Here is a 14910-nt window from a genome sequence, read left to right as displayed (position 1 = left end):
GCGCCGTCGACGCATTGATAGCTATTGTGATGTTGTTATTGCCTGCAACTTGCGCGTGCAGTGTTATGTGTGTTTGTTAACATTTAGTGTGGCTTGTTGTAAATATTTTGCTGCGATATTGTTTATTTTTGCGAAGTGCGCCGCACCGTTCAGAGGCAAAAATCCTACATTGCACCGTTCAGGTGCTACCGATGATCGATTTTGGTGCGACCAGGTTGCACAAGCAGCCAGAACAGGTTTGCCATGTTTAACAAAGCAATAGACGTGCCAGAATGGGGGAAAAAGGAGGATTTTCAGGCCAGATAAATGAAGCGCTATCCGGCCTGGGGAGATATTATTTCCGTCGTTGTCGCAGACTCATCACTACCGCGCCAAAAGCAAACAGCGCGGTCAGTACCCATAGCGGCCAGTTGCCGGTACGAGCATAGGGAGTTAACCCCGTGGTCGGCGTGACTTTGGTGGTCAGCACCTGGCGTGTGAACTGCGGGATCATCGCCTGAATTTCGCCCTGCGGGCCAATCACCGCCGTAATACCGTTATTAGTACTGCGCAGTAACGGACGCGCCAGCTCCAGCGAACGCATCCGCGCCATCTGGAAATGTTGCCACGGGCCAATGGACTTACCAAACCAGGCGTCGTTAGAAATCGTCAGCAGATAGTCGGTGTCCGGGCGGAAGTTATCCCGCACCTGTTCGCCAAGAATAATTTCATAACAGATTGCCGCCGTCAGCTTATAGTCGTGCGCATGTAACTGCGGCTGGATATAAGGGCCGCGGCTAAAGGAGGACATGGGCAGATCGAAGAACGGCGCCAGCGGACGCAGGATAGACTCCAGCGGAACGAACTCGCCAAAGGGCACAAGGTGATTTTTATTGTAGCGATTGGGCGAGTCATAACTGTATGGATTATCCTTGCCCAACGTAATAATCGTATTGTAGGTGTCGTATCGATTCTGTTTATTGAGACGCGCATCGACAATACCGGTGATCAGCGTGCTATTTTTTTCGCGTAACATCTCGTCCAGCGAACGAAGGAAAGGCTGCTGATTGATTTCGAGATCCGGAATCGCCGACTCAGGCCAGATAATAATCTGTGATTTGCCTAACTCTGGGCGAGTTTCGTTGAGATAAATTTTTAGCGTATTCAGTAGCTGGTTTTCGTCCCACTTCAGCGACTGCGGGATATCGCCCTGCACCAGCGATACCTGGGTCGCTTTGGCCGGTTCCAGCGTAAACCACTGGATATAACGTAGCGGAAAGGGCAAAGCAAACAGAATCACGGCGACAGCCAGCGGACGCCAGTTCCGTGTCGCCAGTGCCAGCGCTAACAGGCCGCTGACCATCATCAGCAGGAAGTTGATCGCTTCGACGCCCATTACCGGCGCCAGGCCTTTTAGCGGGCCATCGACCTGACTATAGCCAAATTGCAGCCAGGGGAAGCCGGTCAGCACCCAGCCGCGTAAAAATTCGGTGATTTGCCATACTGCAGGCGCGGCGATAGCGACGCGCAGCCAGTTGGTTTTTGGCCACAGGCGCGACAAAATCCCGGCAAACAGTCCGGTATACAGCGAGAGATAAGCTGCAAGCAGCACCACCAGAAAAACGTTAACCGGGCCCGGCATGCCGCCAAACTGCGCGATACTGACATAAACCCAGTTAATCCCGCTACCGAAAAGTCCGAGTCCCCAGCAATAGCCGATGGCGGCAGACTGGAGCGGGCGGCGATTAAACGTTAAGGCCTGCAGCCCGATAAGCGACACTATCGCTGCGGGCCAGACGTCATACGGAGAGAAAGCCAGTGTTCCGCAGGCGCCGAATAATAACGCCAGCAGCAGGCGAATACGCTGGCGTTCAATTAACGAGGCAAATGCCATTTTTAGTCCACTATTGCTGTTATTCGTCCAGTTTTGGCTGGGGCGAGTCATCCGGGATCCTGACATGCACCTGAATAATACGACGACTATCGGCCATCGCCACTTTGAACTGGTAACCATCAATGTCAATGGTTTCGCCGCGGGCCGGTAAATGGCCGAACGCCTGCATCACCAGCCCGCCGATGGTATCGACCTCTTCATCGCTGAAGTGGGTGCCGAAAGCGTCGTTGAAGTCTTCAATCGACGCCAGCGCACGAATCGTCCAGGTATGGCGGCTAAGCTGACGGAAGTCGATATCGTCTTCTTCGTCATACTCATCTTCAATTTCACCGACAATCAGTTCGAGGATGTCTTCGATAGTCACAAGGCCGGAAACGCCGCCAAACTCATCGATAACGATGGCCATATGGTAGCGCTGGGAGCGGAACTCCTTGAGCATACGGTCAACCCGTTTGCTTTCCGGTACGACAACCGCGGGGCGTAACACTTTGTCCATGCTGAAGGCTTCGGCATCGCTGCGCATAAACGGCAGCAAATCTTTGGCCATCAGAATCCCTTCAATGTGATCTTTATCTTCGCTGATCACCGGAAAACGCGAGTGGGCGGACTCGATGATAACATCGAGACATTCGTCCAGCGTCTGGTTGCGTTTCAGGGTAATCATCTGGGAGCGCGGGATCATAATATCGCGAACGCGCTGGTCGGCGATGTCCATTACGCCTTCGAGCATATCGCGCGTATCTTCATCGATAAGCTCGTTCTGCCCGGAATCACGGATCAGCGCCAGCAACTCATCACGGTTTTTAGGTTCCCCGTGGAAAAGCTGGCTGAGTAGCAGGGAAAAAAATCCCTTTTTACTGTTTACTGTGTCACTACTGTGTGAATTGTCGTCGCTCATGGCGTCGTATGGGTTCTCATGTTAGTTAATACAAAGCTCGTCATGCGTATACTCAGCTGTGACGGCATGTTTTGCCTGATGGCGCTACGCTTATCAGGCCTACAAAAGGCATGAATGTAGGCCGGATAAGGCGCAAGCGCCGCCATCCGGCAAGCTACTATTCTGCAATCTTCTCGGCAATGTACGGATCCTCATAGCCCATAGCAAGCATAATCTCCGTTTCGAGAGACTCCATCTCTTCCGCTTCGTCATCGTCGATATGATCGTAACCCAGCAAATGCAGGCTACCGTGCACGACCATGTGCGCCCAGTGCGCCTCCAGCGGCTTGCTCTGTTCCTGCGCTTCCTGCTCCACGACCTGACGGCAAATAATCAGATCGCCCAGTAGCGGCATTTCAATGCCGGGGGGCGCTTCAAACGGGAAGGAGAGAACATTAGTGGGTTTATCTTTCCCGCGGTACGTTAAATTAAGGTCGTGGCTTTCGGCCTCATCCACCAGACGGATTGTGACTTCCGCCTCTTCCTGAAACTGCGGAATAACGCCGTCCAGCCAGCGTTGAAACTGAGCTTCATCCGGAAGGCCCGCGTGGTTTTCACAGGCCAACTGTAAATCGAGGATCACCTGGCTCATTTCTGTTCCTGCTCCTGGGCTTCACGCTTACGCTCTGCCGCCAACGCCGCTTTGCGTTTTTGTTCTGCCTCTTCCCAGGCTTCATAGGCGTTAACAATGCGGGCAACGACCGGATGGCGCACCACGTCTTCGCTGTGGAAGAAGTTAAAGCTGATTTCATCGACTTCCGCCAGCACTTCAATGGCATGACGCAAGCCGGATTTGGTGTTGCGTGGCAGGTCAATCTGCGTCACGTCGCCGGTGATCACCGCTTTCGAGTTAAAGCCGATACGCGTCAGGAACATCTTCATCTGTTCGATAGTGGTGTTCTGGCTTTCATCCAGAATGATAAAGGCGTCGTTTAATGTGCGTCCGCGCATATAGGCCAGCGGCGCGACTTCAATCACATTGCGTTCAATCAGCTTCTCGACTTTTTCAAAGCCGAGCATTTCGAACAACGCGTCATACAGCGGACGCAGGTACGGGTCCACTTTCTGACTTAAATCGCCTGGCAGAAAGCCCAGTTTTTCGCCCGCTTCCACCGCCGGACGGGTCAGCAGAATACGGCGAATCTCCTGGCGCTCCAGGGCGTCTACCGCAGCGGCGACCGCAAGATAAGTTTTACCGGTACCCGCCGGGCCGACGCCAAAGGTAATATCGTGATCGAGAATATTGGCGATGTACTGCGCCTGGTTCGGGGTCCGCGGTTTAATCACGCCGCGCTTGGTTTTGATATTAATCGCTTTGCCATAGTCAGGCACGCTTTCCGCGCTCTGTTCCAGCACCCGCGCTTCTTTGATCGCCAGATGAATTTGTTCCGGTTCGATATCCTGAGTCTGGCCGCGCATCGGTGCGGTATCGACATACAGACTTCGCAAAATATCTGTCGCCGCGGTCACGCAAATCGGACGACCGGTCAGTTTAAAGTGATTGTCACGGCGGTTGATTTCAATACCGAGACGACGTTCGAGCTGTTTAATATTGTCATCAAACGGCCCGCAAAGGCTCAACAGACGGGCGTTGTCTGCGGGCTCAAGGGTAATTTCGCGAGTGTCTATATTCAAACTGTTCCTCTTGTGTCTGTATCGCCGGACGCTGAACATTTACCGGCATCTAAGGAAATTATTCACGCCATAGGGAAAAGGCGCAAGCATTGCAATGAAGATGGGGATGAAGAGAGAAAATTGCAAGGCCCGTCGGGCGACAGGCCATGACCAGGAAGCCCGACAGGCGTAGCACCACCGGGCATTATTGCCTTTCCTGCAGGATTAAGGCTGGTAGAATCCTACGCCCAGCTCATTTTCTTTACGGGTACGGGCAATGACGGACTCCGGCGTTTCGGCGACGCGCAGACCCATTTCATCTTCGGTACGCACCACTTTTCCGCGCAGGGAGTTCGGATAGACGTCAGTAATTTCCACATCGACAAACTTACCAATCATCTCCGGCGTGCCTTCAAAGTTCACCACCCGATTGTTTTCGGTACGGCCAGACAGTTCCATAATGTTTTTACGTGACGTGCCTTCCACCAGAATGCGCTGTGTCGTGCCGAGCATACGGCGGCTCCATGCCATCGCCTGCTGATTGATACGCTCTTGCAGAATATACAGACGCTGCTTTTTCTCTTCTTCCGGTACGTCATCAACCATATCGGCAGCCGGCGTTCCCGGACGCGCAGAGAAGATAAAGCTGTAGCTCATATCAAAGTTGACGTCGGCGATAAGCTTCATGGTTTTTTCGAAATCATCGGTAGTTTCGCCTGGGAAACCGACGATAAAGTCAGAGCTTATCTGAATGTCCGGCCGCGCCGCGCGCAGTTTACGGATGATTGCTTTATATTCCAGCGCAGTGTGGGTGCGCCCCATCAGATTCAACACGCGATCGGACCCGCTCTGTACCGGCAGATGCAGGAAACTGACCAGTTCCGGCGTATCGCGATATACCTCGATAATATCGTCGGTGAACTCAATCGGATGGCTGGTGGTAAAGCGAATACGGTCAATGCCGTCGATGGCGGCAACCAGACGCAGCAGATCGGCAAAGGTGCCGGTGGTGCCGTCGTAGTTTTCTCCGCGCCAGGCGTTAACGTTCTGGCCCAGCAGGTTGACCTCACGCACGCCCTGCGCCGCTAACTGGGCGATTTCGAACAGGATATCGTCTGAGGGACGGCTGACTTCTTCACCGCGGGTATACGGTACCACGCAGTAAGTACAATATTTATTGCAGCCTTCCATGATAGAAACGAAAGCGGTCGGGCCTTCTGCGCGCGGTTCCGGCAAACGGTCGAACTTCTCGATTTCCGGGAAGCTGATATCGACCACCGGGCTGCGGTCGCCACGCACGGAGTTAATCATCTCCGGCAGGCGGTGTAAGGTTTGCGGGCCAAAAATAATGTCGACGTAATGGGCGCGTTGACGAATGTGCTCGCCTTCCTGGGAAGCCACGCAGCCGCCGACGCCGATAATCAGATCGGGATTTTTCTCTTTTAACAGTCTCCAGCGACCTAATTGATGGAAGACTTTTTCCTGAGCCTTCTCGCGGATTGAGCAGGTATTCAACAGCAGCACATCCGCCTCTTCCGCCACGTCGGTCAGTTGATAGCCGTGGGTGGCGTCCAGCAGATCGGCCATCTTCGATGAATCGTACTCGTTCATCTGACAGCCCCAGGTTTTAATATGGAGTTTTTTAGTCATCGACTTGCTCTTGCGAAATAGTGGCTGAAAAGCAGGGCGCATAGTGTAATGCTTTGGCGCGGTTGTGACCAGTATGACTGACGTCAGCCCTAATGGGTAAAAAATCCTGTAAACTTGTCTAAAACGTAACAGGATGAATGACCATGACAAATCAACCAACGGAAATTGCCATTGTCGGCGGGGGAATGGTCGGCGGCGCGCTGGCGCTGGGTCTGGCGCAGCAAGGGTTTACGGTGATGGTAATAGAACATGCCGCGCCTGCGCCGTTTGTGGCTAACAGCCAGCCTGACGTGCGGATTTCGGCCATTAGCGCGGCATCCGTGGCGCTGCTCAAGGGACTGGGCGTTTGGGAGGCGGTGCAGGGGATGCGTAGCCATCCTTATCGGCGACTGGAGACCTGGGAGTGGGAAAACGCCCATGTGGTGTTCGACGCCGCTGAACTCAAGCTGCCGCTGTTAGGCTATATGGTGGAGAACAATGTCCTGCAACAGGCGCTATGGCAGGCGCTGGAAGCGCACCCCGGCGTGACGCTGCGCGTTCCGGCTTCACTGTCGGCATTGCACCGCCGCCACGATGGTTATGCGCTGGAACTGGCCGACGGCGAATGGGTAACGCCGAAGTTAGTGATTGGCGCCGACGGCGCGAATTCGCAGGTTCGGCAAATGGCGGGAATTGGCATTCATGCCTGGCAATATGCGCAGTCGTGTATGCTTATCACCGTCAAGTGTGAAAATGCGCCAGGCGACAGCACCTGGCAGCAGTTTACGCCGACGGGGCCGCGCGCCTTTTTGCCGCTGTTCGACGATTGGGCGTCGCTGGTGTGGTATGACGCTCCGGCACGTATTCGCCAGCTACAGAGTTTATCGATGACGCAATTGCAGGTGGAAATTAACCAGCATTTTCCGGCGCGTCTGGGGGCGGTGATGCCGGTCGCGGCGGGCGCGTTTCCGCTAACCCGTCGTCACGCGTTGCAGTATGTACAACCGGGACTGGCGCTGGTAGGCGACGCGGCGCATACCATTCATCCGCTGGCCGGGCAGGGCGTCAACCTGGGGTATCGGGATGTTGATGCGTTGATTGATGTGCTGGCGAGTGCCCGTAGCTATGGCGAGTCCTGGGCCAGCCATTCGGTGTTGAAACGCTATCAGACGCGGCGCATGGCAGATAATTTTATGATGCAAAGTGGAATGGATCTGTTTTATGCCGGGTTCAGCAATGAACTGCCGCCGCTGCGTATTTTACGCAATATGGGGCTGATGGCGGCGCAGCGCGCAGGCGTGCTAAAACGTCAGGCGCTGAAGTATGCGTTGGGGTTGTAGTTTGTGTTATGCCGGGTGGCGGCAATACCTTACCCGGCCTGTATTCGCCCGTAGGCCTGATAAGCGTAGCGCCATCAGGCAGTCCGAATTGCCAGAAAAGCAAAAAGCTCGCCGAAGCGAGCTTTTTAAAGGTGGCTGGGGTACGAGGATTCGAACCTCGGAATGCCGGAATCAGAATCCGGTGCCTTACCGCTTGGCGATACCCCAATTGTCGTACTTCTTGCGCTCATTAGCAGAGCGTCTTTAAAACTGGCTGGGGTACGAGGATTCGAACCTCGGAATGCCGGAATCAGAATCCGGTGCCTTACCGCTTGGCGATACCCCAACAAATTATTTTCGAACCGGTCGAATACCTCGACGCATTCTGAATATGGTGGCTACGACGGGATTCGAACCTGTGACCCCATCATTATGAGTGATGTGCTCTAACCAACTGAGCTACGTAGCCAGATGATTTCTTCGATGGCTGGGGTACCTGGATTCGAACCAGGGAATGCCGGTATCAAAAACCGGTGCCTTACCGCTTGGCGATACCCCAATACCGTCGCGGTGAACCGCAAACTCGAAGAAATATGGCTGGGGTACCTGGATTCGAACCAGGGAATGCCGGTATCAAAAACCGGTGCCTTACCGCTTGGCGATACCCCATCCGTACAACGCTTATCGGTGAATGGTGCGGGAGGCGAGACTTGAACTCGCACACCTTGCGGCGCCAGAACCTAAATCTGGTGCGTCTACCAATTTCGCCACTCCCGCAAAAAAAGATGGTGGCTACGACGGGATTCGAACCTGTGACCCCATCATTATGAGTGATGTGCTCTAACCAACTGAGCTACGTAGCCATCTTTTTTTCGCGTTACCTTATCGGCGTTGCGGGGCGCATTATGCGTATTGAGCCTTGAAGCGTCAACCTCTTTTTCATCGAAAAACGTCGGAAAGTGTCTGTTTGGTTAGGTTGCGAACAGCGTGGCGCAATATTCGGCAATTATTGGTTATTAATCGTTTTTCCGAAAGTGGTTTGCTTGACTAGTCCTGATATAGGTTGACAGTTTTTTGTCTGTAAAACGCCTGATGAACATCATCGGGCGTTTTGTATTTCAGGGCCAGGTGTGGCCGTTCATGGTTATAAATTGCCACGGACTCTTTTACTATTTCCCGCGCTTGCGCCAGGTCTGCAGGACGCGAGAGTAAAAACTCATTTTTCAGTATCCCGTTTATTCTCTCAGCCAGCGCATTCTGGTAGCAGTCGTAACCATCGGTCATTGAACAGGTTATTCCGTTTCGCTCATGAACTGACTGATAAAGTACCGAACAGTATTGCAGTCCTCTGTCAGAGTGATGTACCAGCGGACCTGTCGTTTTTCTCCGCCTCAGAGCCTGCCTGAACGCCTTTACCACATTTTCTGTCTGCAGGTTTTCCCCGACATGGTAACCCACGATTTTTCTGGAGCAGGCATCGGTGACCAGACTCAGATAGGCCGTGCCGCTGCGTAGTGGAAGATAAGTAATATCGGCGACCCAGACCTGTTCTGGCTCAAGGGCGGTAACCTGTTCAGGGCCGGGTTTCAGCAAGTTAGGATGCCGGTAAAAGCGATGATGGCTGTTGGTGGTTTTGTGATATGCCCGTTTCACGGGTACCAGGAGCCGGTATTCACCCAGCAGATTAAACAGACGGTCCCGTCCGATATTCAGCGTTTTATCGGCCTGCATGTTCAGCAGATAGTGCAGTTTACGCGTACCGATTCGCGGCTGACGGCACCGGGTACGGGCAACAAAATCAAGAACCTGAGCATGATGCTCCTGCCGTTTATTACATCTTGTATTGTACTGGTACCACGCCTGTCTGCTGTGCCCCAGGAACTGACATGCACGCGTAACTGTTATTTTGGGGGCCTGACTTTGCGTGAGGACTTGCCGGGCCGCTTTTTTACAACACTTACCCCGTAATCATTTTTCAGGACGTTGATAACGGACTCAAAAAACTCAGCTTTCTGGTTTGCCAGCTCAAGCTGTTCTTCAAGTTCCCTGATTCTTTGCTCGGGTGTCAGCGGGATAGTTGTCTGAGCCACAGGCAGTTTCCTCTTCACCAGGTCAGGAAGTCCGGGTCTCCAGTCAAGCCGGCCATATTTACGCAGCCAGACAAGTACGGTGGAGCGCCCCTGAATGCCATATCGCTGCCGGGCCTGTTTATAGGTCATCTCGCCTTTTTCGACCTGCTCAACGACGGCTATTTTAAAGGATAGAGGATAATCGCGTTGGGTGCGTTTGAACTCAGTCATCATCACGTTCTCCGGATTTAAGTCTGGAACGTGTCAACGCTATTCAGGACGGGTCAGCTATAAAAAAAGAGCCCCTAAGGGCTCTTTCGTCATCGTTAATTTACTGGTACGCCGACTGATGCACGCCGACCGCGCGGCCTGATGGGTCATCCATCGTTTTGAATGCTTCATCCCACTCAATGGCTTTGGCGGAAGAACAGGCGACGGACGGGCCGCCGGGTACGCATTCCGCCGCGCTTGGCACCGGGAACAGCTCTTCAAAAATTTCCCGGTACAAGTACGCTTCTTTAGACGACGGCGTGTTGTATGGAAAGCGGAAGCGGGCGGTTTCCAGTTGTTGATCGGAAATCTGTTTCGCCGCCACCTCTTTCAGCGTATCAATCCAGCTGTAGCCTACGCCGTCAGAGAACTGCTCTTTCTGACGCCACGCGACGCTTGCTGGCAGATAAGACTCGAAGCACTCGCGCAGCACGTGTTTTTCCATCTTGCCGTTGCCGCACATTTTATCCTGTGGGTTGATACGCATCGCCACGTCGAGGAATTTTTTATCCAGGAACGGTACGCGCGCTTCCACGCCCCAGGCGGACATCGCTTTGTTGGCGCGGGCGCAGTCATACATATGCAGCGCCTGTAGCTTACGGACCGTCTCTTCATGTAACTCTTTGGCGTTCGGCGCTTTATGGAAGTACAGGTAGCCGCCAAACACCTCATCGGAGCCTTCGCCGGAGAGCACCATTTTGATGCCCATCGCTTTGATCTTACGCGACATCAGATACATCGGCGTTGAGGCGCGGATAGTGGTCACGTCATAGGTTTCGATGTGGTAGATAACATCACGAATGGCATCAAGGCCTTCCTGCACGGTGAAGTGAATTTCATGATGCACGGTGCCGAGGTGGTTAGCCACTTCCTGGGCCGCCTTCAGGTCAGGCGAACCTTCCAGACCGACCGCAAAAGAGTGCAACTGTGGCCACCAGGCTTCGGAGCGCTCCTGATCTTCGACGCGACGGGCGGCGAATTTTTTGGTGATAGCCGAGATAATCGACGAGTCCAGACCGCCGGAGAGCAGCACGCCGTAAGGGACGTCGGACATCAGGTGGCTTTTCACGGATTCTTCCAGCGCCTGGCGCAGCGCGTTTTTGTCGGTAACGTTGTCTTTTACCGCATCGTAATCGAACCAGTCGCGCTGATAGTACTGACGAATTTCGCCGTCTTTGCTCCACAGGTAGCTGCCCGCCGGGAACTCTTTAATGGTGCGGCAGACCGGGGTCAGCGCTTTCATTTCTGACGCTACGTAGAAGTTGCCGAATTCGTCATAGCCCATGTAGAGCGGAATAATACCGATATGGTCACGACCAATCAGATAAGCGTCTTTTTCGCTGTCATACAGGGCGAAGGCGAACATCCCCTGTAAATCGTCAAGGAAATCCGGCCCTTTTTCCTGATATAGCGCGAGGATAACTTCGCAGTCGGAGCCTGTCTGGAACGCGTAACGATCGCCATACTCCGCGCGTAACGTCTGATGGTTATAAATTTCACCGTTCACCGCCAGTACGTGGGTTTTTCTGGCGTTATACAGGGGCTGGGCGCCGGCGTTAACATCAACAATCGACAAGCGTTCATGTGCGAGAATCGCGTTATCGCAAGCGTAGATGCCGGACCAGTCCGGGCCGCGATGGCGCATCAGGCGTGACAGTTCAAGGGCTTTTTTACGCAGTTCCGCTGCATCTGTTTTGATATCGAATACGCCGAAAATAGAACACATAGCCTTCTCCGTTAATCTGTTGCGTCGTACTTTTTGTGTTTGTTTGACTAAAAAATGCCGCAAAGGCGTGGAAGGCGCAAGGGGATTACGGTCTGAAAAATGAAAAATGCAATCGTCATTGTTGATTAGTGAAAAATGATTACGTATTGCGTGGATTTATTGATGGATCTTCAGTTTTATCGTGGTTTAATTGAATTATGTTTTTCCTGATGGCGTTTCGCTTATCAGACCTACAATGTTGTTCGAACCGTAGGCCTGAAAGCGGCGCGTCATCAGGCAGGGGACAGGTTTAGATAACGTCGATCTCAGCGACGGAAGGGTAAATCCAGCTTGGGCGGAACGGCATACTGTCAATATCATTGATTGTTGATACGCCTGAAAGCACCAGAATGGTCTCCAGACCGGCCTGGAATCCCGCCAGAATGTCGGTGCGCAGGTTGTCGCCGACGATAACGGTCTCTTCCGAGTGCGCCTGCATTTTGTTTAACGCCGCGCGGATGATCCACGGGCTGGGTTTGCCGACATAAAACGGCTTCCGGCCGGAAATTTTTTCAATGCCTGCGCACAGCGCGCCGCAGGCCGGATAAAAGCCGCGACCGTGGGTATCCGGATTGGTGGCGATAAAGCGCGCGCCATTGGCGACGAAAAATGCCGCTTTATGCATCATGTCCCAGTTGTAGGAGCGGGTTTCTCCAACGATGACAAAATCAGGGTTCACATCGGTAATGGTAAAACCCGCTTTATAGAGCTCGTGAATAAGCGCGCCTTCGCCCACGACATACGCTTTCTTACCTTCCTGACGGCGCAGAAAATCGGCTGTCGCCATTGCTGAAGTATAAAACACGCTGTCCGGCACGTTAACGCCAGCGGTAGCAAAACGGTTCGCCAGATCCTGGCCGGTTTGCGACGGGTAATTGGTCAGCAGCACCAGCGGCAGACCTTTTTCCAGAATCCCCGTCAGAAATTCCGCCGCACCGGGTACGGCTACGTTGTCGTGCATCAGCACGCCGTCGATATCGCAGATTACATTCTTGATGGTCATGAACTACCCAGGGAATTTGTGAATAATCCGATACTATAAGAGCGCATCAACTTTCCAGCAAACGTTGCAGCAATGTTCCGTTGAGCATGGCGCGTTTAACTAAGGCAAATGCGCCGATAGCAGAACGGTGATCCAGCGTGGAGCGTACCACCGGCAAATTTTTGCGAAATGCCTTTAACGCCTGCGTATTGATACAGCTTTCGATAGCGGGCAACAGGACTTTATCGGCTTCAATGATCTCGCCGGCAATGACGATTTTTTGCGGATTAAACAGGTTGATAGCAATGGCGATCGTTTTGCCCAAATGGCGACCAACATGCTCAATGACTTCCGAGGCCAGGCTGTCGCCCCGGTTTGCCGCCTTACAGATGGTTTTAATCGTGCAGTCGTCAAGCGGAACACGGCTTTGATACCCTTGTTTAAGCAAATTCAGCACCCGTTGTTCAATCGCCGCATTGGCGGCAATGGTTTCCAGACAGCCGAAATTACCGCAGTGGCAGCGCTCGCCCAACGGCTCCACCTGAATATGCCCAATTTCGCCAACGTTGCCGTTACGGCCAATGAAGATGCGTCCGTTGGAGATAATCCCGGCGCCTGTACCACGATGAACGCGCACCAGAATCGAGTCCTCGCAATCCTGACTGGCGCCGAAGTAGTGTTCCGCCAGCGCCAGGCTACGGATATCGTGTCCCACGAAACAGGTAACGTGAAACCGTTTTTCCAGCGCTTCGACCAGTCCCCAGTTTTCAACCTGAATGTGCGGCATGTAACGAATCACGCCGCTTTCCGGATCGACAAGCCCTGGCAGGATCACCGAGATAGCGATCAATTCACGAATTTTACGCTGACAGCTATCAATAAAGACGGCGATGGTGTTGAGCAGCGCATGTTCCAGCGTCTCCTGAGTGCGCTCCGGTAGCGGATAATGCTCCTCAGCGACCACTTTACTGCTCAGATCGTAGAGCGTTAAAGTGGTGTCATGACGCCCCAGGCGAACGCCAATGGCATGGAAGTTGCGGGTTTCCGTGACGATAGAGATAGCGCGGCGGCCTCCGGTAGAGGCCTGCTGATCGACTTCTTTGATCAGCCCGCGTTCAATGAGTTGACGCGTAATTTTCGTTACGCTGGCGGGAGCAAGCTGGCTTTGCTCGGCAATTTGTATGCGCGAGATAGGACCATGCTGGTCAATCAGGCGGTAAACGGCCGCGCTGTTAAGCTGTTTTACGAGATCAACGTTACCTATCTGAGCTTGTCCGCCTGGTGTCATATTCTCACTTACTCAAGTCAACGACCTCGTCACCATTAACGATGGTCTTGATAATTTTAAAATCGTGGGTGAACGCGGTCAGGTTGGCGACTTTACCCGGCGCAATGCTACCGAGATGTTTATCAACGCCGATAGCGCGTGCCGGATAGAGCGTTGCCATGCGCAGCACTTCATCCAGCGCGATGCCGCAATGCGCGACCAGGTTACGTACGCCTTCAATCATGGTTAAGGACGAACCGCTCAACGTACCGTTTTCATCCACACACAGTCCATTGCGGTAGTATATTGTTTTACCTGCGAAAATGAACTGCTCAATATTGGCCCCCGCCGGTGCGGTGGCGTCTGTCACCAGACAAAGTTTGTCGCCTTTAAGGCGTTTGGCATTGCGAATGTTGGCGTAGTCGACATGCAGACCATCGGCGATAACGCCGCAATAAATATCCGCTTCGTCCAGAACAGCGCCAGCAAGGCCCGGCTCACGCCCTGTAATGTACGGCATCGCGTTAAACAGGTGAGTCGCAAAGGTAATCCCGGCGCGGAAGCCCGCTTTTGCCTCTTTTAACGTCGCGTTGGAGTGGCCTGCGGAAACCACAATGCCCGCATTCGCTAGTTTAGCGATTACGTCAGCAGGCACCATTTCCGGCGCGAGTGTAACTTTGGTGATGACGTCGGCATTATCGCACAAGAAATCGACCAGCGCAGCGTCTGGTTTACGCACGAAATCAGGATTATGGGTGCCTTTTTTTACCAGATTAAGCCAGGGGCCTTCCAGGTGGAGACCCAGCGCCTGGTGCGGATGTTTTTCCAGGTATTCGCGCATGACGCGAATACCCTGTTTCATCAATTCGTCGCTGGTAGTGATAAGCGTTGGCAGAAAGTTAGTACAGCCCGATTTTTCATTGGCTTTCTGCATAATTTCCAGCGTTTCAACGCTGACGGCTTCTGCGGTATCGTTAAACTGCACGCCGCCGCAGCCGTTTAACTGCACATCAATAAAACCGGGGGAGAGAATGGCCCCATTCAATGAGCGTTGTTCTATTCCCGGCGGCAGTTCGGCCATCGGACAAACGCGGTCAATCAGGCCATTAGCGACAACAAGCGCATGGTCATCAAGAATTTCGTGACCGGTAAAGATCCGGCCCTGGGTTAAAGCATACATTCTGA

The 14910-nt window shown here is 53.3% G+C and carries 11 protein-coding genes and 7 tRNA genes; 1 reads left to right on the top strand and 17 read right to left on the bottom strand.

Going from position 1 to position 14910, the window contains the following annotated elements; all coding sequences use genetic code 11:
• Positions 1–334: 334 nt before the first annotated feature.
• The 5 genes from lnt to miaB form a co-directional block, all read right to left on the bottom strand.
• The gene (gene lnt / locus LDB27_RS15595) at positions 335–1873 is read right to left on the bottom strand and encodes an apolipoprotein N-acyltransferase (RefSeq protein WP_001530416.1); all 1539 of its coding nucleotides are present in this window, start codon (positions 1871–1873) and stop codon (positions 335–337) included.
• A gap of 19 nt (positions 1874–1892) precedes the next feature.
• A complete protein-coding gene (corC, locus tag LDB27_RS15590) occupies positions 1893–2771 on the bottom strand; it encodes a CNNM family magnesium/cobalt transport protein CorC (protein WP_001278612.1) in 879 nt (292 codons plus the stop codon).
• Positions 2772–2928: 157 nt separating this feature from the next.
• Positions 2929–3402 carry an rRNA maturation RNase YbeY gene (gene ybeY, locus LDB27_RS15585; protein WP_000084477.1) on the bottom strand — a complete coding sequence of 158 codons (474 nt, stop codon included), beginning with the start codon at positions 3400–3402 and terminating at the stop codon, positions 2929–2931.
• Positions 3399–4445: a PhoH family protein gene (locus LDB27_RS15580; RefSeq protein WP_001018045.1), complete on the bottom strand. Its 1047-nt coding sequence runs from the start codon at positions 4443–4445 to the stop codon at positions 3399–3401. The genes ybeY and LDB27_RS15580 overlap by 4 nt, the downstream gene beginning before the upstream one ends.
• A gap of 204 nt (positions 4446–4649) precedes the next feature.
• Positions 4650–6074, bottom strand: coding sequence for a tRNA (N6-isopentenyl adenosine(37)-C2)-methylthiotransferase MiaB (miaB, locus tag LDB27_RS15575; protein ID WP_001519200.1), 1425 nt, complete (start codon positions 6072–6074; stop codon positions 4650–4652).
• A gap of 143 nt (positions 6075–6217) precedes the next feature.
• Between miaB and ubiF the strand changes: the two genes are divergently transcribed.
• The gene (ubiF, locus tag LDB27_RS15570) at positions 6218–7393 is read left to right on the top strand and encodes a 3-demethoxyubiquinol 3-hydroxylase (protein ID WP_000184643.1); all 1176 of its coding nucleotides are present in this window, start codon (positions 6218–6220) and stop codon (positions 7391–7393) included.
• A gap of 132 nt (positions 7394–7525) precedes the next feature.
• On the opposite strand, the gene LDB27_RS15565 is transcribed toward ubiF, so the two are convergent.
• From LDB27_RS15565 to nagA, 12 genes are all read right to left on the bottom strand, one after another.
• A tRNA-Gln gene (locus LDB27_RS15565) sits at positions 7526–7600 on the bottom strand.
• Between the two features lie 43 nt (positions 7601–7643).
• Positions 7644–7718, bottom strand: a tRNA-Gln gene (locus LDB27_RS15560).
• Positions 7719–7764: 46 nt separating this feature from the next.
• Positions 7765–7841: transfer RNA gene (locus LDB27_RS15555), tRNA-Met, on the bottom strand.
• A 15-nt stretch (positions 7842–7856) separates the two neighbouring features.
• Positions 7857–7931 (bottom strand) — tRNA-Gln (locus LDB27_RS15550).
• Between the two features lie 35 nt (positions 7932–7966).
• Positions 7967–8041 (bottom strand) — tRNA-Gln (locus tag LDB27_RS15545).
• A 23-nt stretch (positions 8042–8064) separates the two neighbouring features.
• Positions 8065–8149, bottom strand: a tRNA-Leu gene (locus tag LDB27_RS15540).
• Between the two features lie 9 nt (positions 8150–8158).
• A tRNA-Met gene (locus LDB27_RS15535) sits at positions 8159–8235 on the bottom strand.
• Between the two features lie 184 nt (positions 8236–8419).
• Positions 8420–9675, bottom strand: a protein-coding gene (locus tag LDB27_RS15530) for an IS3-like element ISSen1 family transposase (protein WP_086011181.1) whose coding sequence is annotated in 2 segments (ribosomal slippage) — positions 8420–9324 and positions 9324–9675 — 1257 coding nt in all. Because the reading frame shifts where the segments join, the coding sequence is not laid out codon by codon here.
• Positions 9676–9772: 97 nt separating this feature from the next.
• Complete coding sequence (asnB, locus tag LDB27_RS15525) at positions 9773–11437, bottom strand: asparagine synthase B (RefSeq protein ID WP_000337032.1); 1665 nt, start codon at positions 11435–11437, stop codon at positions 9773–9775.
• 289 nt (positions 11438–11726) lie between these two features.
• Positions 11727–12479, bottom strand: a complete 753-nt coding sequence (nagD, locus tag LDB27_RS15520) for a ribonucleotide monophosphatase NagD (protein WP_000153143.1) — start codon at positions 12477–12479, stop codon at positions 11727–11729.
• Between the two features lie 46 nt (positions 12480–12525).
• A complete protein-coding gene (nagC, locus tag LDB27_RS15515; protein WP_000187578.1) occupies positions 12526–13746 on the bottom strand; it encodes a DNA-binding transcriptional regulator NagC in 1221 nt (406 codons plus the stop codon).
• Between the two features lie 4 nt (positions 13747–13750).
• Positions 13751–14905, bottom strand: a complete 1155-nt coding sequence (gene nagA / locus LDB27_RS15510; RefSeq protein WP_000271186.1) for an N-acetylglucosamine-6-phosphate deacetylase — start codon at positions 14903–14905, stop codon at positions 13751–13753.
• Positions 14906–14910: the final 5 nt, after the last annotated feature.

The sequence above is a fragment of the Salmonella sp. JXY0409-18 genome, assembly GCF_020268625.1.
GTDB lineage: Bacteria > Pseudomonadota > Gammaproteobacteria > Enterobacterales > Enterobacteriaceae > Salmonella > Salmonella enterica.
The sequence above is the reverse complement of the archived record's forward strand: the minus strand, read 5'-3'. Positions and strand labels throughout refer to the sequence as shown.